This window comes from Micromonospora sp. DT48, from assembly GCF_049844495.1.
GTDB lineage: Bacteria > Actinomycetota > Actinomycetes > Mycobacteriales > Micromonosporaceae > Micromonospora.
In genome coordinates this window covers 131,795-157,855 of the sequence record NZ_JBNCLE010000014.1, presented here as the reverse complement: position 1 = coordinate 157,855, position 26,061 = coordinate 131,795, and the positions used below count along the sequence as shown (strand labels likewise).

Annotated in this window: 29 protein-coding genes, 1 pseudogene and 1 riboswitch; of the genes and pseudogenes, 9 read left to right on the top strand and 21 right to left on the bottom strand. The window is 71.4% G+C overall.

Going from position 1 to position 26,061, the window contains the following annotated elements:
* Positions 1 to 40: 40 nt before the first annotated feature.
* Complete coding sequence (locus tag ACLQ2S_RS18810; RefSeq protein ID WP_155219685.1) at positions 41 to 367, top strand: hypothetical protein; 327 nt, start codon at positions 41 to 43, stop codon at positions 365 to 367.
* 38 nt (positions 368 to 405) lie between these two features.
* Here the strand turns inward: ACLQ2S_RS18810 and ACLQ2S_RS18805 are convergent, their stop codons facing one another.
* The 8 genes from ACLQ2S_RS18805 to ACLQ2S_RS18770 all read right to left on the bottom strand — a co-directional run bounded on the left by ACLQ2S_RS18805 (position 406) and on the right by ACLQ2S_RS18770 (position 6,813).
* Complete coding sequence (locus ACLQ2S_RS18805) at positions 406 to 708, bottom strand: hypothetical protein (RefSeq protein ID WP_425702190.1); 303 nt, start codon at positions 706 to 708, stop codon at positions 406 to 408.
* 50 nt (positions 709 to 758) lie between these two features.
* Positions 759 to 1,103: a hypothetical protein gene (locus ACLQ2S_RS18800; RefSeq protein ID WP_155219690.1), complete on the bottom strand. Its 345-nt coding sequence runs from the start codon at positions 1,101 to 1,103 to the stop codon at positions 759 to 761.
* Between the two features lie 260 nt (positions 1,104 to 1,363).
* Entirely contained in the window at positions 1,364 to 1,549 is a 186-nt protein-coding gene (locus ACLQ2S_RS18795) for a hypothetical protein (protein WP_230462703.1), read from the bottom strand.
* 87 nt (positions 1,550 to 1,636) lie between these two features.
* Positions 1,637 to 3,493 (bottom strand): molecular chaperone HtpG, encoded by a 1,857-nt coding sequence (htpG, locus tag ACLQ2S_RS18790; RefSeq protein WP_196222569.1) that lies wholly within the window; start codon positions 3,491 to 3,493, stop codon positions 1,637 to 1,639.
* A 239-nt stretch (positions 3,494 to 3,732) separates the two neighbouring features.
* On the bottom strand, positions 3,733 to 4,002 hold the full coding sequence (locus ACLQ2S_RS18785) for a GlsB/YeaQ/YmgE family stress response membrane protein (protein ID WP_309223495.1): 270 nt from the start codon (positions 4,000 to 4,002) through the stop codon (positions 3,733 to 3,735).
* A 137-nt stretch (positions 4,003 to 4,139) separates the two neighbouring features.
* Positions 4,140 to 4,688 (bottom strand): GerMN domain-containing protein, encoded by a 549-nt coding sequence (locus tag ACLQ2S_RS18780; RefSeq protein WP_309223535.1) that lies wholly within the window; start codon positions 4,686 to 4,688, stop codon positions 4,140 to 4,142.
* Between the two features lie 83 nt (positions 4,689 to 4,771).
* Positions 4,772 to 6,127, bottom strand: a complete 1,356-nt coding sequence (locus ACLQ2S_RS18775) for a HAMP domain-containing sensor histidine kinase (RefSeq protein ID WP_155219692.1) — start codon at positions 6,125 to 6,127, stop codon at positions 4,772 to 4,774.
* The gene (locus ACLQ2S_RS18770) at positions 6,124 to 6,813 is read right to left on the bottom strand and encodes a response regulator transcription factor (protein WP_155219695.1); all 690 of its coding nucleotides are present in this window, start codon (positions 6,811 to 6,813) and stop codon (positions 6,124 to 6,126) included. Before ACLQ2S_RS18770 ends, ACLQ2S_RS18775 begins: the two co-directional genes overlap by 4 nt.
* Before the next feature lie 153 nt (positions 6,814 to 6,966).
* On the opposite strand from ACLQ2S_RS18770, the gene ACLQ2S_RS18765 reads away from it, so the two are divergent.
* The 6 genes from ACLQ2S_RS18765 (at position 6,967) to ACLQ2S_RS18740 (ending at position 10,533) form a co-directional block, all read left to right on the top strand.
* On the top strand, positions 6,967 to 7,410 hold the full coding sequence (locus ACLQ2S_RS18765; RefSeq protein ID WP_309223496.1) for an STAS domain-containing protein: 444 nt from the start codon (positions 6,967 to 6,969) through the stop codon (positions 7,408 to 7,410).
* 46 nt (positions 7,411 to 7,456) lie between these two features.
* The gene (locus ACLQ2S_RS18760) at positions 7,457 to 7,726 is read left to right on the top strand and encodes a GlsB/YeaQ/YmgE family stress response membrane protein (RefSeq protein WP_155219701.1); all 270 of its coding nucleotides are present in this window, start codon (positions 7,457 to 7,459) and stop codon (positions 7,724 to 7,726) included.
* 87 nt (positions 7,727 to 7,813) lie between these two features.
* Positions 7,814 to 8,482, top strand: a complete 669-nt coding sequence (locus tag ACLQ2S_RS18755) for an STAS domain-containing protein (protein ID WP_155219704.1) — start codon at positions 7,814 to 7,816, stop codon at positions 8,480 to 8,482.
* 103 nt (positions 8,483 to 8,585) lie between these two features.
* The gene (locus ACLQ2S_RS18750) at positions 8,586 to 9,380 is read left to right on the top strand and encodes a hypothetical protein (RefSeq protein ID WP_155219706.1); all 795 of its coding nucleotides are present in this window, start codon (positions 8,586 to 8,588) and stop codon (positions 9,378 to 9,380) included.
* Between the two features lie 68 nt (positions 9,381 to 9,448).
* On the top strand, positions 9,449 to 10,012 hold the full coding sequence (locus tag ACLQ2S_RS18745) for a DUF6529 family protein (protein ID WP_196222571.1): 564 nt from the start codon (positions 9,449 to 9,451) through the stop codon (positions 10,010 to 10,012).
* Positions 10,013 to 10,038: 26 nt separating this feature from the next.
* Positions 10,039 to 10,533, top strand: coding sequence for a Rieske (2Fe-2S) protein (locus ACLQ2S_RS18740; RefSeq protein ID WP_155219711.1), 495 nt, complete (start codon positions 10,039 to 10,041; stop codon positions 10,531 to 10,533).
* A gap of 141 nt (positions 10,534 to 10,674) precedes the next feature.
* On the opposite strand, the gene ACLQ2S_RS18735 is transcribed toward ACLQ2S_RS18740, so the two are convergent.
* The 7 genes from ACLQ2S_RS18735 to ACLQ2S_RS18705 all read right to left on the bottom strand — a co-directional run bounded on the left by ACLQ2S_RS18735 (position 10,675) and on the right by ACLQ2S_RS18705 (position 19,179).
* The gene (locus ACLQ2S_RS18735; RefSeq protein ID WP_155219714.1) at positions 10,675 to 12,657 is read right to left on the bottom strand and encodes a cellulase family glycosylhydrolase; all 1,983 of its coding nucleotides are present in this window, start codon (positions 12,655 to 12,657) and stop codon (positions 10,675 to 10,677) included.
* A 110-nt stretch (positions 12,658 to 12,767) separates the two neighbouring features.
* On the bottom strand, positions 12,768 to 13,451 hold the full coding sequence (urtE, locus tag ACLQ2S_RS18730; RefSeq protein ID WP_230462704.1) for an urea ABC transporter ATP-binding subunit UrtE: 684 nt from the start codon (positions 13,449 to 13,451) through the stop codon (positions 12,768 to 12,770).
* An 8-nt stretch (positions 13,452 to 13,459) separates the two neighbouring features.
* Positions 13,460 to 14,233, bottom strand: coding sequence for an urea ABC transporter ATP-binding protein UrtD (gene urtD / locus ACLQ2S_RS18725; RefSeq protein WP_155219722.1), 774 nt, complete (start codon positions 14,231 to 14,233; stop codon positions 13,460 to 13,462).
* A complete protein-coding gene (gene urtC, locus ACLQ2S_RS18720) occupies positions 14,230 to 15,396 on the bottom strand; it encodes an urea ABC transporter permease subunit UrtC (RefSeq protein WP_230462705.1) in 1,167 nt (388 codons plus the stop codon). The genes urtD and urtC overlap by 4 nt, the downstream gene beginning before the upstream one ends.
* The gene (gene urtB, locus ACLQ2S_RS18715; protein ID WP_309223497.1) at positions 15,393 to 16,280 is read right to left on the bottom strand and encodes an urea ABC transporter permease subunit UrtB; all 888 of its coding nucleotides are present in this window, start codon (positions 16,278 to 16,280) and stop codon (positions 15,393 to 15,395) included. Before urtB ends, urtC begins: the two co-directional genes overlap by 4 nt.
* 73 nt (positions 16,281 to 16,353) lie before the next feature.
* Positions 16,354 to 17,598, bottom strand: coding sequence for an urea ABC transporter substrate-binding protein (urtA, locus tag ACLQ2S_RS18710; RefSeq protein WP_425702189.1), 1,245 nt, complete (start codon positions 17,596 to 17,598; stop codon positions 16,354 to 16,356).
* A gap of 453 nt (positions 17,599 to 18,051) precedes the next feature.
* Entirely contained in the window at positions 18,052 to 19,179 is a 1,128-nt protein-coding gene (locus tag ACLQ2S_RS18705; RefSeq protein ID WP_230462706.1) for a substrate-binding domain-containing protein, read from the bottom strand.
* Between the two features lie 6 nt (positions 19,180 to 19,185).
* Here ACLQ2S_RS18705 and ACLQ2S_RS18700 point away from each other — a divergent pair, with 6 nt between their 5' ends.
* Complete coding sequence (locus ACLQ2S_RS18700) at positions 19,186 to 19,728, top strand: MarR family winged helix-turn-helix transcriptional regulator (RefSeq protein WP_425702206.1); 543 nt, start codon at positions 19,186 to 19,188, stop codon at positions 19,726 to 19,728.
* Positions 19,729 to 19,848: 120 nt separating this feature from the next.
* Here the strand turns inward: ACLQ2S_RS18700 and ACLQ2S_RS18695 are convergent.
* The 6 genes and pseudogenes from ACLQ2S_RS18695 to ACLQ2S_RS18670 all read right to left on the bottom strand — a co-directional run.
* Positions 19,849 to 20,517, bottom strand: a pseudogene (locus tag ACLQ2S_RS18695) (urease accessory protein UreD); the annotation flags it as partial.
* Positions 20,517 to 21,269, bottom strand: coding sequence for an urease accessory protein UreG (gene ureG, locus ACLQ2S_RS18690; protein WP_305070132.1), 753 nt, complete (start codon positions 21,267 to 21,269; stop codon positions 20,517 to 20,519). The gene ureG and the pseudogene ACLQ2S_RS18695, both read right to left, overlap by 1 nt.
* Complete coding sequence (locus ACLQ2S_RS18685; protein ID WP_155219731.1) at positions 21,259 to 22,017, bottom strand: urease accessory protein UreF; 759 nt, start codon at positions 22,015 to 22,017, stop codon at positions 21,259 to 21,261. Before ACLQ2S_RS18685 ends, ureG begins: the two co-directional genes overlap by 11 nt.
* Positions 22,017 to 23,720, bottom strand: coding sequence for an urease subunit alpha (locus tag ACLQ2S_RS18680; RefSeq protein ID WP_425702188.1), 1,704 nt, complete (start codon positions 23,718 to 23,720; stop codon positions 22,017 to 22,019). The genes ACLQ2S_RS18685 and ACLQ2S_RS18680 overlap by 1 nt, the downstream gene beginning before the upstream one ends.
* Before the next feature lie 55 nt (positions 23,721 to 23,775).
* Positions 23,776 to 24,099 (bottom strand): urease subunit beta, encoded by a 324-nt coding sequence (locus ACLQ2S_RS18675; RefSeq protein ID WP_309223498.1) that lies wholly within the window; start codon positions 24,097 to 24,099, stop codon positions 23,776 to 23,778.
* Entirely contained in the window at positions 24,096 to 24,398 is a 303-nt protein-coding gene (locus ACLQ2S_RS18670; RefSeq protein WP_309223499.1) for an urease subunit gamma, read from the bottom strand. The genes ACLQ2S_RS18675 and ACLQ2S_RS18670 overlap by 4 nt, the downstream gene beginning before the upstream one ends.
* Positions 24,399 to 24,786: 388 nt before the next feature.
* Positions 24,787 to 24,896: riboswitch (SAM riboswitch) on the top strand.
* A gap of 279 nt (positions 24,897 to 25,175) precedes the next feature.
* On the opposite strand from ACLQ2S_RS18670, the gene ACLQ2S_RS18665 reads away from it, so the two are divergent.
* Positions 25,176 to 26,033 (top strand): ABC transporter substrate-binding protein, encoded by an 858-nt coding sequence (locus ACLQ2S_RS18665; RefSeq protein WP_309223500.1) that lies wholly within the window; start codon positions 25,176 to 25,178, stop codon positions 26,031 to 26,033.
* The last annotated feature ends 28 nt before the right edge of the window (positions 26,034 to 26,061 follow it).

Here is a 26,061-nt window from a genome sequence, read left to right as displayed (position 1 = left end):
AGATCACGAGCGTGAGGCTCGACTACGAGGGGGATCACGCGTGTCCGACAACGCCACCGACCGGCATCACCACACCGACGACCGCCCGGCCGACGTCACCGACCCGCTGCTGTGGCGGCTCGCCCTGGATGTCGCCGACGCGCACGCGCCGAGCGAGGACGGCGGCTGCGTCCACCTGCTCTGCTCCGGCCAGGAGTGGCCCTGCGAACCGTGGCAGCAGGCCCAGCGGGCCCTGAACCTCGCCCAGGGCGGTGCGGCCGACGAGGCGTCGGCAGCCACCTCCCCGCAGGAGGGCACCTGGTCTGCCCCGGCGACTCGACCGGCCTGGTCGACCGACCACTCCCACCACGAGTCGGCCGCCGCCTGACCGGACGACCGCGAGGAACCGGACGACGGTCGGCACCGTCAATGTAGCGTTGACGGATGCTCGACCCGCTCGACCGACTCGCCGACATCCCCGGCGTCCGGGAACGGCTTGACGACACCGGACTCGACCTGATCGACCAGGCCCGGCAGGCCGGTGCGACCTGGAACCAGATCGCCGAGGCCCTCGGCCTGGGCAGTCGGCAGGCCGCCGAACAGCGCCGCCAGCGGCTGGCCGCCGCGCGACGAGCCCGCCGCGCGATGTCCGACCGGGGTTGGCCCGCCGCGACCGGATGCCGTCGTACCCCTCCCCCGTGCCGGCCGGTCAGCCCGGCTGACCCGCACGACGACGTCGGAGCGGGTGCACCGTACTCGTCGACGGTGCCGGTGGGTCGTCAGACGCGATCGAAGGTGATGTCGAAGTCCTTCCGCCAGGACGTGCCCCGGTCCTCGGACGCCTCCCAGCGGCCGACGATCCGGTCCTGTTCGACCTCGGCGACGAACCGCTGGTGGAAGTCCGGGTCCTCGCGGATCAACGTCCAGCGGCCACCGTCGAAGGTCATGGCGAACTCGCGGCAGACACCACGGCCGTCCTGGTAGAGCGCGACGAACCGGTCGTTCGCGTCGCTACGGCCGAGCACGAGACCCATCTCGGAACGCGGCCCATCGCCTCCCTCGATCTCCGACCGTACGACCAGGAGCGACTCGCCGAGCCACTCGACTGTGGTGGTGCCCGACATTTCGGCACCCGACGTATCGAGGAAGACCGCATTCGAAATGGTCGTCGTCCATGCGCCGACGAGGCCGCCGAGCCTCGCCATCTCGGTGTTGCGCATCATTGCATCCAATCGTTGCGCGTGCTCGAACGCGCCGCCGACAAACGGCGGCGCGACGCGGGCCGGCTGCGGGGATCCACAGTACGGGGCCGGATGCTGAGCCGCTCGTGACGGTCCAGGTACCGACCGATGGTCGCACGGACGTCAGGCTGTCGCTGCCCGGCTCACTGCGGCGCGGCGGCCGTCTCCTCAGCGTCCTGCGCCCAGTCGACGGCACCGCTGGCGGTCAAGACTCCGATCTGCGGCGCGCCGCTGTCGGGGCGGGCGTCGTCGAAGGCCGGAACTCCGCCGGTGATGGTGCCGACCGCGACGGCGGGAGCCGGGCGGTCCGGATCCACCAGCACTCGCACTCATGCCGACGAGAGAGACCCGGCCCGCTGCCGGGATCGGGTCGGTGCCGATCCCGGCGGCGGGCGCGATTCTCGACAATGCTCCGGCTACAGGGTGCGGGCGAGGCGGTCGGCGAGGATCCGGGCGAAGCGCGACGGGTCGGCCAGGTCACCGCCCTCGGCGAGCAGCGCGGTGCCGTAGAGCAGCTCGGCGGTCTCGGCCAGGGAGTCACCCGACTCGCCCTGCTCGTGCGCCTTGCGCAGGCCGGTGACCAGCGGGTGGGTCGGGTTGATCTCCAGGATGCGCTTCACCTTCGGCACCTCCTGCCCCATCGCCCGGTACATCTTCTCCAGCGTCGGGGTCAGGTCGTGGGCGTCGCCCACCACGCAGGCCGGTGAGGTGGTCAACCGGGACGACAGCCGGACCTCCTTGACCGAGTCGGCCAGCACCTCGCTCATCCAGCTGAGCAGGTCGGCGTACTCGGTGCGCTGCCGCTCGCGTTCGGCCTCGGCCTCGGTGCGCTCCTGCTCGGTGTCCAGGTCGACCTGCCCCTTGGCGATCGAGCGCAGCGTCTTGCCGTCGTAGCTGCCGACCCGCTCGACCCAGACCTCGTCCACCGGGTCGGTGAGCAGCAGCACCTCGTAGCCCTTGGCGCGGAACGCCTCCATGTGCGGGGAGTTCTCGATGGTGGCCCGGTTCTCGCCGGTGGCGTAGTAGATGTCGGTCTGCCCCTCGCGCATCCGGTCGACGTAACCGGCGAGGTCGGTCAACTCGGCCGGGTCGTGGGTGGAGGCGACCGACAGGATCTCCAGCAGGGTGTCCTTGTTGTCGGTGTCCTCGATCAGCCCCTCCTTGACCACCGGCCCGAACTCGGTCCAGAAGGTGCGGTACCGCTCCGGCTGGTCGGCCTTGAGGTCCTTGACCGTGGCGAGCACCTTCTTGACCAGGCGGCGGCGTACGGCCCGGATCTGCCGGTCCTGCTGGAGGATCTCCCGGGAGATGTTCAGCGACAGGTCGTGGGCGTCCACCACGCCCTTGATGAAGCGCAGGTAGTTGGGCATCAGCGCGTCGCAGTCGTCCATGATGAACACGCGCTTGACGTACAACTGCACGCCTCGACGCCCCTGCGGGGAGAACAGGTCCAGCGGCGCGTGGGTGGGGATGAACAGCAGCGCCTCGTACTCGAAGGTCCCCTCCCCCCGCATGTGGATGGTCTCCAGCGGGTCCGCCCAGTCGTGGCTGACGTGCTTGTAGAACTCGTGGTACTCGGCCGGCTCGACCTCGCCGCGCGGACGGGCCCACAGCGCCTTCATCGAGTTGAGCGTCACCGTCTCGGTGGTGGCCGGGGCGTCGTCCGCGCCGGGACGTTCGACGGTCATCCGGATCGGGTGGGCGATGAAGTCGGAGTAGCGCTTGACGATCTCCCGGATCGTCCACTCCGCCGTGTAGTCGTGCAGGTTGTCCTCGGCGTCGGCGGGCTTGAGGTGCAGGGTGACCGCCGTGCCCTGGGGCGCCTCGTCGAGATCGGTGATGGTGTAGGTGCCCTCGCCGGAGGACTCCCAGCGCGTACCGCCGGTCTCACCGGCCCGCCGGGTGACCAGCTCGACCCGGTCGGCGACCATGAACGCGGCGTAGAAGCCGACCCCGAACTGACCGATCAGCTCCTGCGACGCGCCGGCGTCCTTCGCCTCACGCAGTTGGCGCAGCAGCTCGGCGGTGCCGGACTTGGCGATGGTGCCGATGACGGAGACCACCTCGTCGCGGCTCATGCCGATGCCGTTGTCCCGCACGGTGAGGGTACGGGCGTCCCGGTCGACCTCGATGGCGATGTGCAGGTCGTCGGTGTCGACGGCGAGATCCTTGTCGACCATCGACGCCAGGCGCAGCTTGTCCAGCGCGTCCGAGGCGTTCGAGATCAACTCTCGGAGGAAGACGTCCTTGTTCGAGTAGATCGAGTGCACCATGAGCCGGAGCAACTGACGCGCCTCGGCCTGGAACTCCAACGTCTCGGCCCGGTCGTTCACACCAAGTCCTTTCCGATCGTCGCCACGGTTGTTCGCGGAAAGGATACGAGCCGTCGCGCTGCGCGTGCCTCAGGTGGTCGGTGGACGGATGCCGACGGAGAACGGACCCACCCGGTCGGGGCCCGGGACAGCCGGACGCCGCCCGCCCCGGGACGGGACGGGCGGCGTCGCAGCGATGGTCAGCGGCGGCGACGGCCGTAGGTACCGGCGACCAGCGATACGCCGACGGCGGCGAAGGCGATCTGGATGAACAACTCGATCCAGTCGATGCCGGCGGTGTCGTCGACACCGAGCACCCCGGCGACCAGCGTGCCGAGGATCGCGGCGACGACACCGATCAGAATGGTCAGCAGGATCGGGATGCGCTGACGACCCGGTACGACGAGCCGACCGAGGGCGCCGATGATCAGACCGATGATGATTGCGGTGAAGAAGCCACTGATTTCCACGAGAGCGTCCCTCCGACGTCCGAGTTGAGCGTCAGTGTGTTGCCCTACCCTGTCGGGCTGTCAAACCCCACCACCGGCCTCCGTCGGCTTTGTCACGCAACCGTCGCGCAATCGCAGAAGACCCGTCATCCGGATGCTCAACGAGGGTTGATCAGTACCGCGTAGTCGGCTGCGGTGAGCGGCCCCGAGGAGAGCGAGCCGTCCGCCCGGGGGACGCTCAACGGCGCGCCACCCTCCAGGAACAGCACCGCCTCGACGTCGGTCCGCGCGGTCAGCGTACAGACGATCTGCCCGTACGCCAGCCGTCCGTCACTGCGGCCGGTGTCCACGGCGGTCAGCACGACGGTGACCCGGGCCACCCCGTCGACGAGTTCGACCACCGCGCTGGTGAAGGCTCCCGGCAGGGCGCTGGTCAGCCCGTCGTCGCGCTCGGCGGGGGTCGGCCCGGCCAGCAGGCCACGCAGTTGCGCGTCGACCTCGGACACCTGGTCGACCCGGCGGATCACCGGCACCAGCCGGTCGTCGCTGGCGAAGTAGAGCATCTCGGTCACCGCGCCGGTCTCGGCGGCCGTGGGGGCCGCACTGGCGCTGGCCGGGAAGGGCACCGGCGGTGGGGTGACCGTGCGGGGCCGGTCCTCGCCGGGTACGCCGCAGGCACCGAGCAGCAGGAGCGCCACGGCGGCCACCGCCGCAGCCCGGACGGCGAGGCCGGACCGGACGGCGTGCCGGGACCGGGCGACGTACTCGCGGCGGCCTGGGGCGGTACGGGTCACGAGATGCTCCCGGGCAGGGTGACGCGGAACCGGGCGCCACCCTCGGGGCGGTCGCTGACCGAGGCTTCCCCACCGTGCGCGGCGGCATGCTGGGCCACCAGCGCCAGTCCCAGGCCGGTGCCGTCACCACCACCGCGATAGTTGGCCGCCCGACCACGGACGAAACGATCGAAGATCACCTCACGGTCCTCCATCGGCACTCCCGGGCCCTCGTCGTCTATCTCGATCACACCCGTGTCGGTCGCGTGGGACAGCCGCACCGCGATCGGTCCGGCACCGTACCGCTCGGCGTTGTCGAGCAGATTGGTCAACATCTGGGTGACCCGGCGACGGTCCACCCACCAGGTCGCGGGTGTCCCCTCCGCCACCTGCACCATCGACTCCGGCAGGTCCCGGCCCTGGCACGCCTGCCGGGCCAACTCCGGCAGGTCCACCGGTTCCCGGTGCACCGGCTGATCGCCACGAGCCAGGTCCAGCAGGTCGTTGACCAGCCGCTGGAAGCGGTCGATCTCGTCGGCGACCAGCCGGGCCGCGGTGGCGGTCCGCTCGTCCTGGTTCTCCCGACGGCGGGCGAGCACACTGGCCGCCGCGGCGAGCGTCTGCAACGGCGAGCGCAACTCGTGGCTGACGTCGGCGGCGAAGCGCCGGTCCCGGTCGATCCGCCCGGCCAACTCGTCGACCATCCGGTTGAAGGAGGTGGACAGGCGGGTCAGGTCCGGATCGGTGTCCGGGGCGAGTCGGGTGGTGAAGTCCCCGGCCGCGATCCGCCCGGCGGCGTCGGCGACGGCGGTCAGCGGGCGCAGCCCGTGCCGGGTGGCGTACCAGCCGAGGGCCGCCCCCGATCCGGCCACCATGATCGCCACCGCGGTCAGCGCCAGCGCCAGCACCTGGAAGGTCTGCTCCAGCTCCCGCAGCGAGGCGATCTCGTAGAACGCGGTCGACTCGGACAGTGGCACGCCGACCAGCATCACCGGGTGGTCGTTGACGCGGACCCGCTGCACCGCCGGCTCGCCCGCCGCGACCAGCTCCTGCAGCCGGGTCGGCACGACGCTGGTGAGCCCGTTGTCGGCGCTGCGGGCGTACCACTCGCCGTTGAGCAGCACCAGCGGTCGCCGCCCGGTGCCGGTGTCCAGCGCCCGGAGCGCCTCGGCGACGTCCGGGTTCTCGGCGTTCAGCCCGGCGTGGACCACCGCCGCGTCGTAGTACGCCGCGCGCAGCAGGGTGCGTTCCCGCTCGTCGAGCAGGGTGCGGCGGGTCAGCTCGTACGACACCAGGGCCATCGAGGCGGACAGCAGCAACGCACCGATCGCGAACGCGGCGGTGACCCGGGCACGCAGTCCGAGGCGTCTCATCGTTGCAGCTTGTAGCCCAGGCCGCGCAGCGTGACCAGGTGCCGGGGGTTGGCCGGATCCGCCTCGATCTTCTGCCGCAGCCGACCGACGTGCACGTCGACCAGCCGTTCGTCGCCGCTGTCGTACCCCCAGACGCGGCTGAGCAGTTGTTGGCGCGAGAGCACCCGGCCGGCGTGCTCGGCCAGCTCGCACAGCAGCCGGAACTCGGTCCGGGTGACCGCGACCGCCTCGCCGGAGCGGCGCACCTCCCCCGCCTCCGGGCTGACCTCCAGGTCACCGAAGGTGAGCACCGGCACCGGCTCCGGGCCGTCCTGCGCGGTCACGGTGCGGCCCCGGCGGCGCAGGGCGCGCAGCCGGGCGGTCAGTTCCTTGATCGCCACCGGCTTCACCACGTAGTCGTCGGCACCGGCCTCCAGCGCGGCGACGATGTCATGCGTGTCGTCCCGGGCGCTGACCACGACGATCGGCACGTCGTCGTCGCGGCGCAACTGGCGGATGCCCTCGAAGCCGTCGATGCCGGGCAGCATCAGGTCGACCAGGACGTAGTCGGCGGGATCCCGACGCTGCATCCGCAGCCCCTCCTCGGCGGTGGCCGCACCCCGGGCCTCGTAGCCCTCGTCCTCCAGCGCGAGCAGCAACGCCAACCGGATCCGGTCGTCGTCCTCGATCACCAGTACCGCTGTCATACCGGAATCATCCCCAAGCCCTCACCACCGGGCCAACCGCGACCGGCATCCGGGTGTTTTGTCACGCAACTGTCATCGGTCCGCGAAGTGGCCGCCAACCCCGCTGGGCAGGGTGAGAGCCATTCGGAGACAGCAGGAGAGGGGGTCTTCGCCGTGACCGCACCACGACGCCCCGAGTGCTCGGTGCCGCTGGTGGAGGTGTCCATCACCGAGTTCGACCTGGCCTGCCTACCGGAGACCGGCGCGGTCCTCGACCAGCTCCTGGCGCTGCGCCCCCAGCAGATCGTGATCGACCTGGCCGGCTGCCGGCACATCGACGCCGCCGCCATCGGCCTGCTGCTCGACGTGCACCGCCGGATGGTCCGTGCCGGCGGCGTGCTGGCGGTACGCAATCCGAACCCGCGCATCACCCGCATCCTGCAGACCGCCCGGCTGGACCAGATCCTGCCGGTGCACACCGACGCGGCCGCCGCGGCCGCCCCGGTCACCGAGGTCGGCCCCACACCGGCCGACGTCACACCCGGCGTGACACCGCCGACGGGCACGGTGCCGAGGGCCGTCGCGTACGGCCGCGCCGCCGTCACCGCGCGCACCTGACCCGCCATCGCAGCCGACGCATCAGACCGCGAGCACAAGGAGCAGCATGACCAGCGCCGGGATCGTCACGGCCCTCGCCATCGGCCTTGCCGTCGGTGCGCTGGGGCGGTTGGTCCTGCCCGGCCGTCCGAGCGTGCCGCTGTGGCTCACCATGACCATCGGCGCCGTTGCCGCGCTGCTCGGCGCCATCACCGCCTGGCTCGCCGGTGTGCAGGGCTTCAGCCTGGTGGGCCTGGTCGTGCAGGCCGGGCTCGCGGCCGTCGCCGTGGTCGTCGCGGTGGCCACCACCGGTAAGGAACACTCCGACTCCCGGTGAGGAGTCCGCACGGCGACGGCGTCCTTCGCCCGCCGCCCCGAGTCCCGTACCCCGGCCGAGCAGCCGTGGCACCGGAGAGGAAGCAGGATGACCGTCGTACCGGACGACAACCTGATGACCCTGATCTGCGACGTCTGCGGTGAGACCACCACCGGGAACGCCTGTGTGCTGCCCGACGCGGAGGTCGTCTGGACACTGGTCTCCGACCACGGGTGGAGCGGTTCGCCGTTCGCCACCGGTCCCCACCGCTGCCCCCGGTGCAGTGCGTTGCCGCCGGGCGCCCCACCGCACGGCGACGGCGCCGGTGCTGCCGCGGAGCCGGCGGTGCCCGCCGACGGTGCGCTCGACCAGAACTCCGGCGAGGAGTTGCGGGCCGCGCTGCGGGCCGCGTACGACGTGAGCGGGACGGTGGTGGTGGACCTGACCCGGGTCCAGGTCATCGACTCCGTCGGGCTGGGCATGCTGGTCCGGGCACACCGGGACGTCCGGGACCGGGGTGGGCGGCTCTGCCTCGCCGCGCCGTCGAGGTTCATCCGCACCGTGCTGCACACGATGAAGCTCGACGGGGTCTTCCCGATCTTCGACAGCCTCGACGTGGCCCTCGACCAGTTGCGGGCGGCGGCGCTCCAGGACGCCCCCTCCGCCGGCATCCAACCGGTCGACGTGACACCGGCCGACGTGCCACGCCCCACCACCGAGGCCCGTGCCACGCCCAGCCCTCGCCGTCGCCGCCCGACCCGCCGCGTCTCCGTCTGACCCTGATCGGCGAGTCTGACCCTGATCGGCGAGACAGTTTCCCGGCGTCCCGATTGAACCGATCCGCCACCTCCTCCGTACCTCTGGGCGAAGGGAGTGGCCCATGAAGCGCCTGACCCCGTTGCTCACCCTCCTGTCGGGGGCGGTGACGGCTGCCGTGCTGTTCACGATGAGTGCACAGGCATCCCCGCCGGGCACCCAGCCCGCGGCCGACGGTGCCCCACCGGCTGCCGCACCGGCCGAACCCGCCGATGTGGAGCCCGACGCCGACGACGACGTCGACCCGGCCGCGCCCGGGGACGAGCCGGGCGACATCGACGCCGACGCCCGGCGTCCGGCGGGTACGTCACCGCCGACGGAACCGGACTCCTCGTCGGGCGGCACCGAGGTGAACTCGGTCGAACAGAACTGGATCGGTGAACTCGAGAACGGGGCCACCATCGCCATCACCGTGAAGAACGGCAAGGCCGAGGCGTACGTCTGTGACGGGCGGAGCATGGAGTTGTGGCTGTCCGGCACGGTACGGGACGGCAAGATCGAGCTGACCGGTAAGGACGCCAAGCTGACCGGGGTCATCCGGGGTGACCGGGCCAGCGGCGAGATGGTCGTCGGCGTCCGGCGTTGGAAGTTCACCGCCCGGCCCGACGACACGGCGGTCGACGACGCGGTGGTGAAGTCCGGTCCGGGAACCGCTCCGGCGATCTACCGGGTGACCGAGGCGACCCGTAAGGGCGGCTACGACGGTGGCTGGATCATGTTGCCCGACGGCACCCAGATCGGCATCGTCACCTGGAACGGCAAGCCGATTCCGGCACCGCCGTTGGACCCCGCCTTCAACAGCACGGTGGTCGACGGCGTGACGCTCGTCGCCGAGCCGGTCATCCCCGGAGGGCGGTGATGTCCCAACACCGGCATGGCGGGACCCGCACGGTGCCCCGCCGGGCGGCCGAACCCACGGTCGAGGTGATGCGTGACTTCGGCGGCCCCGCGCCGAGCGCGCCGAGGCAGCGGCCCTCGCTGCTGGTCCCGCTGGTCGTCGGGGCCGGGGTGGCGGTGGCGCTCGGTGTCTACGGGCGCACCCACACCCCCACCGGCATCGCGGTCAACGTGGCCGGCTTCTCCTCCCCGCTGACCGTGAAGGTGTGGCTGGGCACCGGGGCGGCCTTCTTCGCCGTGATCCAGTTGCTGTCCGCGTTGTCGATGTGGGGTCGCCTCGGCGGCTTCTCCCCGAGTTGGGCCGGCGCGGCGCACCGCTGGTCGGGACGGATCGCCTTCCTGCTCACCGTGCCGGTCGCGGTGCACTGCCTCTACGCGCTCGGCTTCGCCGACTACGACACCCGTACGCTGCTGCACTCCCTGCTGGGCTGCTTCTTCTTCGGCGTGTTCGCCACCAAGATGCTGACCCTGCCCAAACGCGGCCTCGCCGGTTGGGTGCTCCCCACGGTCGGCGGGTTGGTGTTCGTCGCCCTGATCGGCATCTTCCTGACCTCGTCGGTCTGGTACTTCACCACGTTCGGCGTCCAGTTCTGATCCCCCGGAAAGGCAAGGCACCTCAGATGAACCACGAGCAGGCTGGCTGCTGCCGGTCGCGACGAGCCCTGCTGGCCGGTACCGGCGCGGTGGGCGTGGCCGCGTTGACCGGTTGCGCGACCTACGGTGAGCCGGCGGCGGCACCCGCACCACCGGCCGCCCCGGCCGCCGGTGGGTCCAGCGCCGACCCGTCCGGCGCCGCTTCCCCGGGTGCCGATGGTGCCGACGCCGCTCCGCCGGCGCTGACCACGCTGGCCGACATCCCCGTCGGCGGCGGCGCGATCTTCGCCGACGCCGGTGTGGTGGTGACCCAGCCGACCGAGGGGACCATCAAGGCGTACTCGGCGACCTGCACCCACCAGGGCTGCACGGTCACCTCGGTCACCGACGGCACCATCGTCTGCGGCTGCCACAACAGTGTGTTCGACATCGCCGACGGCTCGGTACGCAGTGGCCCGGCGCGGGCGCCGCTGCCGGCCGCGAACGTCACCGTCGACGGTGACGCCATCCGGTTGGCCTGACCGGGCGTCCGGCGATGCGAACGCGGTGACGCGGCCCACCCCAGGCCCGGGCCGCGCGGGGCCGTCCGAGGTGCGTCACGACGCCCCCCGGACGGCCCCTGCCCCACCCGCGATCCGCAGGGTGGGGCAGTCGACCGCAGGTCAGGACGCGGTGCAGGTCAGCCCGGTGGGCGTACCCGATCCGTTGCCGGTCAGGCCGAAGGTGGTGCTGGTGTCGGCGGCGAGTTGCCCGTTGTAGGGCTCGTTGCGCACCGTCACCGTGTCCCCGTCGGTGGTGAGTCGGCCGTTCCACAGCGACGCGATCGTGGTGCCGGCGGGGGCGGTCCAGGTGACCGTCCAGCCGGTGATGCCCGCCGTGCCGGTGTTTCGCACCGTCACCTCCGCCTGGTAACCACCTTGCCAGGAGTTGGTCACCCGGTACGTGGCGGCGCAGCCGGCGTCGCCGTTGCCGTTGCCGTTGTCGGCCGGGGTGGTGACGGTCGTCGGCGGTGACGCCGTCGAGGTGTTGCCGGCCGCGTCGCGGGCCCGGACGGTGAAGGTGTAGCTGGTCGACGGGCTCAGGCCGGTTGCCCGGTAGCTGGTTCCGGAGACCGTGGCGACCACAGTGGCCGGCGCGGAGCCGGTGGCCCGCAGCACCTCGTAGGAGGTGACACCCACGTTGTCCGTGGCGGCCGCCCAGGTCAGGGTGGCGGCGGTGGCGGTCACGTCGGTGGCGGTCGGCTGGCCGGGCGCGGTCGGGGCGGTGGTGTCGCCGGGGCCGGGGCCACCGGCATAGCGCTCGGCGAGGCTCATGCCGGTGGTGGAGTCGGCGCCGCCGAGGCGCACGTCGTGGTCGAGGCCGACGAACTTGCCGTTGTGCTGCCACAGCGCGGGCTTGAGCATCTGGTTGTACTTCGTCTCGTCCCAGCTGGCCCAGTCGTCGAGCAGCAGGCCACCGGTGTCACCGGAGTTCGGGTTGAGACACCAGAAGGTGTGGTGGATGCCGTTCTCGATCATCAGATCACGCAGTGCCGCCATCCAGCGGTCCTGGCGGGCGTCCTGCCCGAGCCGGCCGCCCCACTCCCCGATCAGCAGCGGCGCGATGTTCTGCTCGTGGATGTAGAACCAGTTCGGCCGCCACACGTCGTTGGTCAGCGAGTCCTTGTCGAAGTCCCCGGCGAACCACGGCTGCTCGTAGACCAGAGGCCCGTAGTCGTGCGGTGAGTAGACGAGCTGGTCCTGTCCGGCGCCGAGGTCGACCGGGTGTTCGGCGACGCCGCGCAGGTTGCCGCCCCACCAGTTGTAGTGGTAGTTGGGGCTGAGATCGGGGTTGGTGTTGGGCGAGTCCCAGGTGGCCCCGGCACGCGGGTAGACCTCGATGCCCTCGCAGAGGATCAGCAGGTTCGGGTTGATCGCCAGGATCCGCCGGCCCGCCGTCTCACACGCGTACTTGAAGTTGTCCTGGTCGGTGCTGGAGTCCCACTTGGCCCGCTCGGGGTCGTTCGGGGTCCCGTGTGGCTCGTTCTTGACGTCCATCGCGACGATGGTGTCGTTCGTCCGGTACCGGGTGGTGATCCATTCCCAGCCCTGGAAGAACTGCTCCGCGGTGATGCTGCCCTTCCACCACACCGGATAGACGTGGCCGGAGTTGTCCGCCTCGGCGCTGTGCACGTCGAGCATGACCTTCAGGCCGTACTTCTCGCACAGGTCGAGCCAGTGGTCGAAGACCTGGAGGTTGTTCAGGCCCTCCAGCTCCGGGTTGACGTACGTGTTGATGTTGGGCCGGATGGTCTGCCCGGCCTTCCACTCCAGCAGCAGTTGCGTGGAGATGGGCACCCGGACGATGTTGATGCCACGCTGGGCCATCTGGCGGGTGATCGATTCGAGGTTGCCCGACCACAGGCCGTGGAAGACCCGCTCGCTGGCGTTGAAGCCGAACCAGTTGGCCCCGGTGAGCCAGACCTCGTTTCCGGCCTCGTCGACGATCCGGTTGCCGTCGGTGTGCAGCCAGTCGGCGGTGGCCGCGGCGGCGACGGCCGGTTCCCCGACCGTCGGGGCCGCGGTGGCGGCGGGTGCGGCGGCGGCCGCGCCGAACAGGACGACGGCCGCCGCCGCGACGGCCGTGATTGTGGTACGTGCGGACATGCGACTTCCTCTGAGGTTGGTGACGAGGAACGTCGACGACGACCCGTGCCCAAGGGTCGTGGGAGCGCTTCCATCGACACCCTAGGCGGTCTTGGCCACCAGGGGAAGCGTCACACCGCGAGCGCCTCCCGAACCGTGTGTTCCGCGGTGGCACCGCCGTCCCCGGCGGAGGTGACCCGACCGGACTCCAACACGTGGTAGCGGTCGGCCACCCGCAGCGCGAACCCGAGATGCTGCTCGACCAGGAGGACACTGAAACCGGTCTGTGCGATGAGCGCCACGATCCGCTCCTGGATCTCGGCCACCACCGACGGCTGGATGCCCTCCGTCGGCTCGTCGAGCATCAGCAGCCGGGGCCGGGTGATCAGCGCCCGGGCGATGGCCAACTGTTGACGCTGGCCGCCGGAGAGCAGCCCGGCCCGCCGACGCAGCAACGGCGGCAGCGCCGGGAACAGGTCCAACACCTCCGCGGTGGCCGCCGCGCCGTCACGCCGGCCGTCGGCCACCAGGCGCAGGTTCTCCGCCGCGGTCAGGTGCGGAAAGCACTGCTGCCCCTGCGGCACGTACGCGATCCCCCGGGCGACCCGTTCGTGCGGGGAGAGCCGGGTGATGTCCTCACCGTCCAGTTCGACCCGTCCGGCGCTGGGGCGCAGCAGGCCGGCGGCCACCCGCAGCAGAGTGGACTTGCCGGCGCCGTTGTGGCCGAGCACGGTGGCGACCCCGTCGGCGGGTACCGCCACGTCGACGCCGTGCAGCACCCGGCTGCGCCCGTAACCGGCGTGCACGCCACGCATCGCGAGCATCATGCCTCCGTGTGCGTCGGGGCCGACCCGGCGTCGACCGGGTGACCGAGGTAGACCTCCTGCACGCGTGGATCGGCCTGCACCTGGGCCACGGTGCCCTCGCTGAGCACCCGACCGGCGTGCAGCACGGTGACGGTGCGCGCGAAGCGGCGCAGGAAGTCCATGTCGTGCTCGATCACCACCACGGTGCGGTCCTGGCTCACCTTCTCCAGCAGTCGCCCGGTGGCGTCGCGTTCCTCGTGGCTCATGCCGGCGACCGGCTCGTCGAGCAGCAGCAGGCGGGCGTCCTGCACGAGCAGCATGCCGATCTCCAGCCACTGTTTCTGCCCGTGGGCGAGAGTGCCGGCCAGCTGGTCGGCCCGGCCCGCCAGGCCGATCACGTCGAGGGCCTCGGCCACCTCGTCGGGCACGCTGTGTCGGCGACGCAGCAGCGTCGTCCAACCGCGCCGGGCACCGGCGGCGATGTCGAGGTTCTGCAACACGGTCAGCCCCTCGAACACCGTCGAGGTCTGGAAGGTGCGGCCGACACCGAGCCGGCTGATCCGGTGCACCGGTCGGCCGAGCAGTTCCCGGTCGCCGAAGCGTACCGAGCCGGTGGCCCGTGCCAGCCCGGTGACCGCGTCCACCAGGGTGGTCTTACCGGCACCGTTGGGTCCGATCAGGAACCGGATGTCGCCGGGAGCGACGTCGAGGGAGACCCCGTCGACGGCGGTGAACCCGTCGAAGCTGACCCGCAGATCACGCACGTAGAGCCCGTGCAACTGGCTGCTCATGCCGACTCCTCCCGCCGCCGCAGCCGTAGCCGACCGAACCGGCGCGGGCGCGCCGCACCGTCGTCGCGGCGGCGGGCCAGGCCGACCAGCGAGGCCAGGCCGCCGGGTAGGAACGCCACCACCACCACGAACAGCAGGCCCTGAAGGTACGTCCAGGTGCCCGGGAACCGCTCCGACAGGGCGGTACGCGCCCAGGCCACGGCGACCGCGCCGAGCACCGGACCGAGCAGCGTCGCCCGACCGCCCACGGCGACGCCGATGACGAACTCGATGGAGGGCACGATCCCGATCAGCGCCGGGGAGATGATGCCCACCGCCGGCACGAACAGCGCACCGGCCAGCCCGGCCATGCCCGCCGCGACCACGTAGGCGACCAGTTTGACCGTCGCCGGGTCGTAGCCGAGGAACCGGACCCGTTCCTCGGAGTCGCGCACCGCCACCAGCAGTTCACCGTAGCGGCTCTGGATCAGGTGCCGGGCCAGGGCCAACAGCGCCAGCAGGGTGCCGGCGATGATGAAGTAGACCATCCGCTGGTTGACCGGGTCGTCCAGGTCGTAGCCGAAGAAGCCCTGGATGTCGGTGAGCCCGTTGGTGCCACCGGTGGTGCCCTGCTGGCCGATCAGCAGGATCACCATGGCGGCGGCGAGTGCCTGGCTGAGGATGGCGAAGTAGGCGCCCCGGACGCGGCGGCGGAAGACCAGCGATCCGAGCACGAAGGCCACCGCCATCGGCAACAGCACGGTGGCCGGCAGGGCGAACCAGGGGCTGGCGAACGGTCGCCACCACAGGGGCAGTTCGTCGAGTTGCCCGTACAGCAGCATGAAGTCGGGCATGTTGCCCGGGCCCGCGTCGGCGAGCTTGAGGTGCATGGCCATCGCGTAGCCGCCGAGGCCGAAGAAGACCCCCTGGCCGAGGGTGAGCATGCCGCCCCGACCCCAGGCCAGGCCGATGCCGACCGCGACCATGGCCACGCAGAGGTACTTGGCCAGCAGGGAGAGCCGGAAGTCCGACAGCGCCAGTGGCGCGACGGCGAAGAGCAGGGCCGCGCCGAAGGCGAACCCGGCGGCGGCCCGGAACCGGTGCCGGGACGGACCGGCCGTCGGTCTGCTCGGTGGGATCGGGGCGGGGTCGGCGGTGACGGGATCTCGGACGACGGCTGTCATGCCAGGCTCCTGGTGCGCAGGGTGAACATGCCCTGGGGTCGCCACTGGAGGAACGCGACGATGGCGATGAAGACCATCACCTTGGCGACGCTGAGGGTGGTGAGGTACTCGCCGGCGGCCTGGAGCACGCCCAGCGCGAAGGCGACGATGACGGTGCCCTTGAGCTGGCCGATGCCGCCGACCACGACGACCAGGAAGGCGTCGATGATCAGGTTGGTGCCCATGGTGGGGCCGATCGGCCCGAGCAGGGTGAGCGCCACCCCGGCGATGCCGGCCAGGCCGGATCCGATGAAGAAGGTCATCCGGTCGACCCGGGCGGTGGCGATGCCGGAGACGGCGGCCAGGTCCCGGTTCTGCACGACGGCCCGGATCCGGCGGCCCAGCGGGGTGAACCGCAGGGCGACGGTCAACGCGACGACCGCGCCACCGGCCAGGGCGAGGATGAACAACCGGTTGTTGGCCACCGTGATGCCGCCGGGCAGCCCGATGTTGCCGGTGAGCAGCTCCGGGGCGCGGGTCTGCACGTTGGGACTGCCGAAGATGTCCCGGGCGAGCTGTTGCAGGATCAGCGACACCCCCCAGGTGACCAGCAGGGTGTCCAGCGGGCGGGCGTAGAGTCGGCGGATCAGCAGGAACTCCAGCAACACGCCCATCGCGCCGGCCACCACGAAGGCGACCGGCAGAGCGACCAGCAGCGACCAGCCGGCCGCGGTGATGACCTGTTGCAGGACGTACGTGGTGTAGGCGCCGGCCATGATGAACTCACCATGGGCCATGTTGATCACGCCCATCTGGCCGAAGGTGAGGGCCAGACCGAGCGCGATGAGCAGCAGCACCGCCCCGATGCTGACGCCGGTGAAGAGTTGACCGAAGAGAACTGTCACGGTGCGTACTCCGAACTGGTGGTGGGGCGGTTCGGGCGGGACCTGAGTCCCGCCCGAACCGGTTGCCGCCCGGCTAGCTCAGGCCGCCGGCCCACGGGTAGCTCTTGAGGTACGGGTCGGGGGTGATCGGCTCGCCGGAGTTCCAGACCTCGGTGATCAGCCCGTCCGCGCCGACCTTGCCGACGCGCGCCGTCTTGGCGATGTGCTGGGTGGCACCGTCCACGGTGACCAGTCCTTCGGGCGCCTCGAAGGTGATGCCGTCAGCGGCCTCGCGGACCTTCTCCACGTCGAAGGCGCCGGCCTTCTCCACCATCGCCTTCCACAGGTAGACCGAGACGTACGCGGCCTCCATCGGGTCGCTGGTCGGCTTGTCCGCCCCGTACTTGGCCTTGTACGCCGCGACGAACTTCTCGTTCGCCGCCCCCGGGGTGGTCTGGTAGTAGTTCCAGGCGGTCAGCTGCCCCTCCAGGTACTGGGTGCCGATGCTCTTGACCTCCTCCTCGGCGATCGACACCGACACCACCGGCATGGTGGCGGCGGTCAACCCGGCGGACTTGTACTCCTTGAAGAACGCCACGTTGCTGTCGCCGTTGAGGGTGTTGAAGACGGCGTCCGCGCCGGAGGACTTCACCTTGTTGGTGATGGTGCCGAACTCGGTGGATCCGAGTGGGGCGTAGTCCTCCCCCAGCACCTTCATCCCGTTGGCCTCCGCGTACGCCTTGATGATCTTGTTCGCGGTGCGCGGGAAGACGTAGTCGGAACCGACCAGGTACAGCGACTTGGCGCCCTGCGCCTTGAGGTAGTCCAGGACCGGGACGATCTGCTGGTTCGTCGTGGCTCCGGTGTAGAAGATGTACGGCGACTGCTCCAGCCCCTCGTACTGCACCGGGTAGAACAGCAGCGCCTTGTTCTTCTCGAACACCGGCTTCACCGCCTTGCGGCTGGCCGACGTCCAGCAGCCGAAGACGGCCGCCACCCGGTCCTCCCGGATCAGCTTCTCGGCCTTCTCGGCGAAGGTCGGCCAGTCCGAGGCACCGTCCTCACCGACCGGTTCGATCTTCTTGCCGAGTACGCCCCCGGCTGCGTTGATCTCCTCGATCGCCAGCATGATCGAGTCCCGGACGGTGACCTCGCTGATGGCCATCGTGCCGGACAGCGAGTTGAGCAGGCCCACCTTGACGGTGTCGCCGGAGACGTCGGCGGCGACTCCCGCCGAGGTGTTCCCGTCGGTGGTCTTACTGCCGCACGCGGCCAGCGCGGCCGCGGCGACCAGGGTCATGGCACCCGCCAGGATGCGGCGGCCCCGGATCAGTGTCATCAAAGCTCCCTGCGTCGCGTGTGACGTCAAGTCAGTGCCCGGGGGCGATCATCGACCCCGAGTCGAAGTGCGGATCTGTCTAACTGCGGTGCGGTCCGTCGGAACATTGGGCGCTGTCCGATATGGCGGGTGGACGCCGATCGAGCAGCGATTCGAATATCGGGCAGGGAAAGCTTCGATCCGTTTCATTGCGCGGATGTTTCCCGGCGCTCAATAGACTGTTTCCGCTGGCACAGACCGCCCTGATCGCGGGCACGAAAAATGCCGGCACCTCACCGGAGAAAATCGGCGAAATGGCACCGGCGCACGATTGTCAGCCACAGTCGACTGCAATTTCCGTCCATCACCGGACGGTGGTGACATCCGGCTCGACGGCCGGATGCTTCACGTAGGAAGTATCTTTGCCCCCGGCTGTCGGGCGTGTCAAGGCGCGATCCGGTCACGCCACGGAGATCACAGTTCAGCCAGGACGGTGAAGTCCAGCCCGTCGGCCTCGGCGAGGTAGATGCGCTGGCGGACGTGCCGTTGGCGCAGCCGCAACTCACCCCTCGGCCCGTCGTAGGACACCACGTCGGCGGCGGCCTCCACCGCCCGCACGTCCAACGTGCCGGCCTTGGCGATCAACGCGGCCAGCAGCATGACGCCCTCGTAACAGGACTCGCCGAGGCTGCCCAGCGGCGGCGCCTCCAGCCCGAAGCGGCGACCGAAGCTGCCGTGGAAGTCGAGATTCTCCTGGGTCACCAGGCCGGCGAAGAAGCCCGCCGTGCTGAACAGCCCACGAGTGTTGGCGGCACCACTGGCCAGCAGCATGTTCTCGTCCATCAGGGTGCTCAGCCGCAGGCACCGCTGATCCAGGTCGGCCCGTGCGAAGGCCCGGTTGAACCGGACCGCGTCCGCACCCACCAGCAGCATCAGCACCGCGTCGGCGTCGCTGTGCTCGATGCGGCGCAGCACCTCGGCGTAGTCGTGCGTCTCCAGGGGCAGGAAGTGCTGGCCGACGACGCGTCCGCCGCTGCGCAGCGCGTACCGGTGCGCCGCCCGGGTCGTCCGGCGGGGCCAGACGTAGTCGTTGCCGACCACGAACCAGCGCCGCACCCCGAGATCCCCGGCGAGCACCCGCATCGCCGGCCACAGCTGCGCGTCCGGCGTCTCGCTGGTCAGGAAGACACCCTCGGTACGCTCACCACCCTCGTACAGCGCGGTGTAGACGTACGGCACCCGGTGCGCGATACGCGGTGCCACCGCCTGACGTACCGAAGAGATGTGCCAGCCGGTGACGCCCTGGACAGCGCCCATCGACACCAGCGCCTCCACCTCGGCGGCCACCTCGGCCGGCGGCGCCCCGCCGTCGACCGGCACCAACCGCAGTTCCCGGCCGAGGACGCCGCCACGGCGGTTCAACTCCTCGACGGCGAGCTGCGCACAGAGTTCACAACTCGGGCCGAACATGCCCGCCGGCCCACGCATCGGGTAGACCAACGCGATGCTGACCACGCCACGGTCGACGGTCAGCCAGGACGCCCCAGCGGTGATGCTCTCCCCCGCCTGCGGGCGCCCGGACCCCGGTGCCGGCGCGGACATGAACACATGGTGGCCGCCGTCGCTGGTGAAGACCAGCCCTCCCCAACCAGCGGGACATCTCGGTACCATGACGGCAACTCGCGAGGCGGGAGTGCCATGTCAGACCTTCCCGGTTCCGCAGCCGACCTGCTACCCCTGCTGACCCGCGCCGAGCGGTTGCTCTCGCGCCGGGTCGGCACCGTGCTCTCCGCCGAGTCGCTCAGCATCGAGGCGTGGCGGGTGCTCTGCCTGCTCGCCGACGGTCTCGGGCACCCGATGAGCGAGGTGGCCGCCGAAGCGTCGCTGCCCCCCGGCACCCTGACCAAGCTGGTCGACCAGCTCGTCGACCGCAACCTCGTCTTCCGCCGGGTCGACCCGATCGACCGTCGCCGCATCCGCGCGTACCTCACCGCCCGGGGTCGTAGCGAACACGCGCGGGTCGACGCGCAGATCCGCGCCCACCTCGCCGGCCTCGACACGACCGACGACACCTACCTGGCCAGCCTGCTCGACGCCCTCATCGCCCGGCTGAACGCCGGCCACCCCACCCCGGCCCACACCTCCGCCTGACCACACCCCAGCCCTGCCAACGCGGAGGGCCGGAGTGGACGTCAGCCGCCGTTGACCGGGCGGAACCTCCGGACCACGTTCGAGGTACCCGCGCAGGGTGTGCGCGTCCGGTGCGGTGGCGCTCCACAGGGTCGCCGGGCCACCGGCCAGCGGTAGCCGGGCCCAGGTAGCGCCCACGGCGGGCGGTTCCACCGGGTGGGACGGGTCCACGACCAGCAGCGAGCCGGTGGCGGACGCGCCGGCCAACACCGCCGGTCCGGCCCAGCCGGGCGCGTTCGACCCCACCGCCAGAGACTGCCGCAACAGTGGCCGCCCGGCCAGGTCGACCCAGGTGTTGATCTCGACGTCGCCGGGCCGCTCGCCGTGTCGCCCGCAGATCAACTCGTCCCGCCAGTGCAGGGCGCCGCCCTCGGCGACGTCCACCTGGGAATCCGCGACGTGCGCGCAGCCCGCCGCCGCGATCAGTTGCTCGGGCAGCCAGAACAGGGCCGCCCGGTCGGCGACGGTCGCCCGGACCAGCGTCCGGGAAACCGCGCCGGGGCGGCCCGGCAACGCGATCGACGCGGCCACCGTGTGCACGCGGACCACCGCGCCGGGGCCGACCTCGATGTCCAGCCGCAGGTCGTCGCCGGCGAGCGGACCGGCCGCCCCGCCGACGACGTACACCGTGACGCCACCGCCGGGGGACGGCACCTGGCGCAACAGCAGCGGGCTCTCCCCGCGCAGCTCGGTTGCGATGGTGCGGCCGTGCCGGTCGGCGCGGGCCACCAGCCGGGCGGTGGCCCGCATCAGACCTGCCCGGCGGCGGCCGCCAGGACCGGCGCGGCCTGGTCCGTGCCGGGCATCGCCGCCCGGTGGTGGGCCAGTTCGTGGCGGATCCAGGCGGCCACCCGGGTGGCCAGCGGATCCTCGGTGATGGACTGGAACACCGTGGGCAGGTCACCCCGGCGGGCGCGGGCGTCCCGGTCCATCACGGACAGGTCGGCGCCGACCATCGGCGCCAGGTCGGTCTTGTTGATCACCAGCAGGTCAGCGGCGGTCACCCCCGGTCCGCCCTTGCGCGGCACCTTGTCGCCGCCGGCCACGTCCACCACGAAGATCTGCCGGTCGACGAGTCCTCGGCTGAACGTCGCGGTCAGGTTGTCGCCGCCGCTCTCCACCAGCACCAGATCCAACGGTCCCAACGCGTCGGCCAGTTCGTCGATGGCGTCGAGGTTGGCGCCGATGTCGTCGCGGATGGCGGTGTGCGGGCAGCAGCCGGTCTCCACCGCCCGGATCCGCGTCGGGTCGAGCACCCCCGCCCGCTTGAGGAAGTCGGCGTCCTCGGTGGTGTAGATGTCGTTGGTCACCACGGCCAGGCGCAACTCGTCGGCGAACGCCCGACACAACGCCGCGACCAGGGCGGTCTTGCCGGAGCCGACCGGCCCGCCGATGCCCACCCGCAACGCCCGCGCGGCGGTCGGTAGCGGGGCGTGCGGATCCACCCCCGGCTCGGGGTGGGTGTGGGGAACGGACTCGTCGTGGTCGAGTTCAGGACGCAAAGAGACGCACCTCCCAGGTGACATGCGCTTCGGCATGGATATCGGCGAGCGGAGCGGCGGCGGCCGGCAGCCGCTCCGGTGGTTCCTCGGCGGCCCGCGCCGCCCGCGCCGCGACCGCGTCACAGGCATCGGCGAGCCGCACCAACAGCGCCTGGACCTGGTACGGGTCCAGGCCGAGCAGTCGTACGGCGGCGCTGGCCGAGCCGGTCACCGTCGCGTGGGCGGCGACGGTGGCCACCTGCGGCGGGTCGAGACCGGCGGCGGCACCGACCAGCCCCAGCACCAGCGGCTGGTGCGGACCGTCCGAGGTGGCCGGCAGGTCGTCGAAGACCGCCTCCGGCCAGATCTCCCGACCCGCCCGCCGCAACGCCCGGCCCTGCCGGCGGGAGACCGCGCGCTGGGCCGGCGAGGCGGTCCGGGCGTCCAGCTCGGCGTCGAGCCGGACCAGCGTGGCGCGACGCGACGGGCCATCAGGGCGGGGGTCACCCGCCGGTCGGTCGCCGTCGACGGCCCGGCGACCGACCGTCGACGACCCCGGCGGCCCGACGGCCGCCCGGCAGGACGCCGCGGCGAAGGCCGCCGCGACCAGCCCGGCGGTGGCGAGCCGCCCCCGCAGGTACTCCCCCAGCGTGGCCAGATCGGTCACCCGCCCCGCGGCGACGGCCGCCTCCAGGCCCGACGAGTGGGCGTGTGCCCCGGCCGGGAAGCGACCGTCGGCGAGGAGCAGCAGCATCGTCGGGGTGGCCATCAGAACAGGAAGTACCGCTGGGCCATGGGCAGTTCGGACACCGGATCGGGTTCCACCACCACGCCGTCGATCCGCACGGTGAAGGTGTCCGGGTCCACCTCGATGCGCGGCAACGCGCCGTTCTCCGGCAGATCCGTCTTGCCCCGGGACCGTACGTCGGTCACCGGCACCACCCGACGCCGCACGTCCAACCGCAGCCCGGCCTCCAGCGCCGCGGGGGCCACGAAGGCCAGGCTGGTGGCGGCGGCAGCCCCGCCGTACGCGCCGAACATCGGCCGGGGCAGCATCGGCTGCGGGGTGGGGATCGAGGCGTTCGCGTCACCCATCTGCGCGTACGCGATCATGCCGCCCTTGATGACCAGGTGCGGTCGTACGCCGAAGAAGGCCGGCTCCCACAGCACCAGGTCGGCGAGCTTGCCCGGCTCCACCGACCCGATCTCGTGGTCGAGACCGTTGGCCATGGCCGCGCAGATGGTGTACTTCGCGACGTACCGGCGGGCCCGGCGGTTGTCGGCGGCACCGTCGCCGGGCAGGGTGCCCACTCGGGCCTTCATCACGTGCGCGCTCTGCCAGGTACGCAACACGATCTCCCCGATCCGACCCATCGCCTGCGAGTCGGAGCCGATGATGGAGATCGCCCCGAGGTCGTGCAGCAGGTCCTCGGCGGCCATCGTGGAGGGCCGGATGCGGCTCTCGGCGAAGGCCAGGTCCTCCGGCACCGCCGGGTTCAGGTGATGGCAGACCATCAGCATGTCGAGGTGCTCGGCGAGGGTGTTGCGAGTGTACGGGCGGGTCGGGTTGGTCGACGAGGGCAGCACGTTCGGCTCACCGGCGACGGTGATGATGTCCGGCGCGTGCCCGCCCCCAGCCCCCTCGGTGTGGTACGAGTGGATCGCCCGACCGCCGATGGCGCGCAGCGTGTCGGCGACGAAACCGGCCTCGTTGAGGGTGTCGGTGTGGATGGAGACCTGCACGCCGGAGGCGTCGGCGACCCGCAGGCAGGCGTCGATCGCGGCGGGCGTGGTGCCCCAGTCCTCATGCAGCTTGAACCCGCCCGCTCCGGCCCGCAGCTGCTCCCACAGCGCCTCCTCCGCCACCGTGTTGCCCTTGCCGAGCAGCAGCACGTTGACCGGCAACGAATCGAGGGCCTCGTGCATCCGGGCCAGGTGCCAGGCGTTCGGGGTGACCGTGGTGGCGCGGGTGCCCTCCGCCGGCCCGGTGCCACCACCGACCAGGGTGGTGACCCCACTGGCGAGCGCCTCGTCGACGATCTGCGGGCAGATGAAGTGCACGTGGGTGTCGACCGCCCCGGCGGTGAGGATCCGACCGTTGCCGGCGATCACCTCGGTGGCCGGGCCGATGACCAGGTCCGGGTGGACGCCGTCCATGGTGTCCGGGTTGCCCGCCCGGCCCAGCGCGACGATCCGACCGTCGCGCAGCCCGACGTCGGCCTTCACCACACCCCAGTGGTCGAGGACGACCGCCCCGGTGATGACGGTGTCCAGGGCCCCTTCGGCGCGGGTGGCCCGGGACTGACCCATCGACTCACGGATCACCTTGCCGCCGCCGAAGACCGCCTCGTCGCCACCGGCGCAGTGGTCGTGTTCGACCTCGATCAGCAGGTTGGTGTCGGCCAACCGGATCCGGTCGCCGGTGCTCGGTCCGTACAGGGCGACGTAACGGTCCCGATCCACGGTGCTCATGCCGGCGCTCCACTTCGTCGCGGGCCGCCCTGCGGCACCGCGCTGATCCGTTCGCTCATGCCTGCCGTCCCCCGTCCAGCGCCCCGGCGCACTCGCCCCGCAGGCCCGGCACGATCCGGGCGCCGCCCAGCGGCACCAGGTCCACCGGGCGGCTCACGCCCGGCTCGAAACGCACCGAGGTGCCGGCCGGTACGGCGAGCCGCTGCCCCCAGGCGGCGTCCCGGTCGAAGTCCAGCGCCGGGTTGGCCTCGGCAAAGTGGTAGTGCGATCCGACCTGCACCGGCCGGTCGCCGGTGTTGACCACCGTCACCACCGTCACCGGCCGCCCGGCGTTGATCTCGACGGGTCCGGTCGCCGGCAGGATCTCCCCGGGGATCACGGGATCGGGTGGTGCACCGTCACCAACTTGGTGCCGTCCGGGAACGTCGCCTCCACCTGCACCTCCCTCAGCAACTCGGGGATGCCGTCCTGCACGTCGTCGCGGCTGAGCACGGTGCGGCCGGAGGCCATCAGGTCGACCACGGACTGCCCGTCGCGTGCGCCCTCCAGCAGGAAGGCGGTGATCACCGCGACGGCTTCCGGATAGTTGAGACGCAGGCCGCGTTCCCGGCGTCGCCGGGCGACATCGGCCGCCACATGGACGAGCAGACGGTCCTGCTCGTGGGGAGTGAGATACACGGGTGCTCCCGGTGGGTGTCCGCGCCCCCGGCGCACCGTCGGCTCGGCGCCTCGACGCGCCGCCGCACGGTTCGGGGTTCGCCCAGCCGGCGCGCCACCACGCGCGTCGAGCCCGGGAGTTCCACCCTCCCGGCCCACGTGGTGGACCACCGGCGGTGTCTTCGGATGCGGACCGCACCGCCCACCGCTGAGCAGACCGTAAGGGATCGCCCGGCCCGTCGGCAACACCCGCCGATGGCCGCCACCCCTGAGCCACCCCGGCGGTGACCTGCCCGGGTTCCCCGGACGCCGGACGCGCTCGCGCCTCCCACCCCAGGTCAGCGCGCGGCGTGAGGGGCCTCATATCGGGTGGACGCGGCCCGGTCACCTGGTGCTAGCCTCGGCCGCAGGTCATGAGTGCCAGCGTCAAGCCCCGGCTTGCTGGCCGGCAACCCTCCTCCGCGCAGGGGTGCCCCGGGTGAGGACCAGGCACCGGAGCGTCCGGTGCAAGCGTGGCCTGGGTCCCCAGGTCATCACGACCTTGAGGAGAACCATGTCGTACCGCAGTCGACCCGCTCCCGTCGCGGCCTGTCTCGCCCTGACCCGACGTCGGCACGTCGACATGATGCGGGTGTGCAGCGCCGCGTGTAGCTGACCGCGTCGCTCCCGGTCACCGATCCCCACCCGGTCGGCAGACCACCTCCCGCTGCGTCATCGATTCCATCCCAGCGGTCCGTCCTGCGGCGGACCGTCGGTGCGGCACGTCCGTGCCCGCCGCAGCTCAACCAGGAGACACCTGTGCGATTCCTTCCCGCCCTGACCCGTGCCGCCGCCGTCGGCGTCGCCGCGATCCTCGCCGCGACCACCCTGACCGCCTGCGGCTCGAACTCCGCCGACAGCGCGGCCGACAACCCGTACAACCTGCTTCAGCCGGGCGTGCTGCGGGCCGGCACGCTCACCGACGCCCCGCCGAACGTGTACCTCAAGGACGGCAAGTTCACCGGGTTCGACAACGACCTGCTGGTCGCCGCCGCCGACAAGCTCGGGCTGCGGGTCGAGTTCGTCGGCACCGACTTCTCGGGCCTGCTCGCCCAGGTCAACAACCGCAAGTTCGACGTCGGCAGTTCCTCGATCACCATCACCGAGGCGCGCAAGAAGACCGTGGACTTCGGCAACGGGTACGACTTCGGGTACTTCGGGCTCGACGTGCCCGCCGGATCGGCGTTGCGCAGCTTCGACGAGCTGCCCGGCAAGCGGGTGGTGGTCGTGCAGGGCACCGTCCAGGACGACTACGCCACCACCAAGGGCCTGAACCCGGTACGCGTACCCGACTACAACGGCGCGATCAACCAGCTCAAGGCGGGTACCGCCGACGCGTGGATCGCCCCCGCCGAGATCGGTGAGAAGACCGCCGCGGACAGCGGCGGCAAGATCACGGTCGCGGCGAAGGAGCTCAGCCCGGCACCCACCGCGTACGCCTTCGCCAAGGGCAACGACGCGCTGCGCGAGGCGCTGAACAAGGCCCTCGACGAGGTGATCGCCGACGGCACCTGGACCCGGTTGCAGCAGCAGTACTACCCGGACCGGCCGATCCCGGCCGACTTCACCCCGGGCAGCGGCGACGTGGCGGTGCCCTCGGCGTCGCCCGCCTCCTGAACCAGGGCCACGAGCGAGCAGGGCGGAG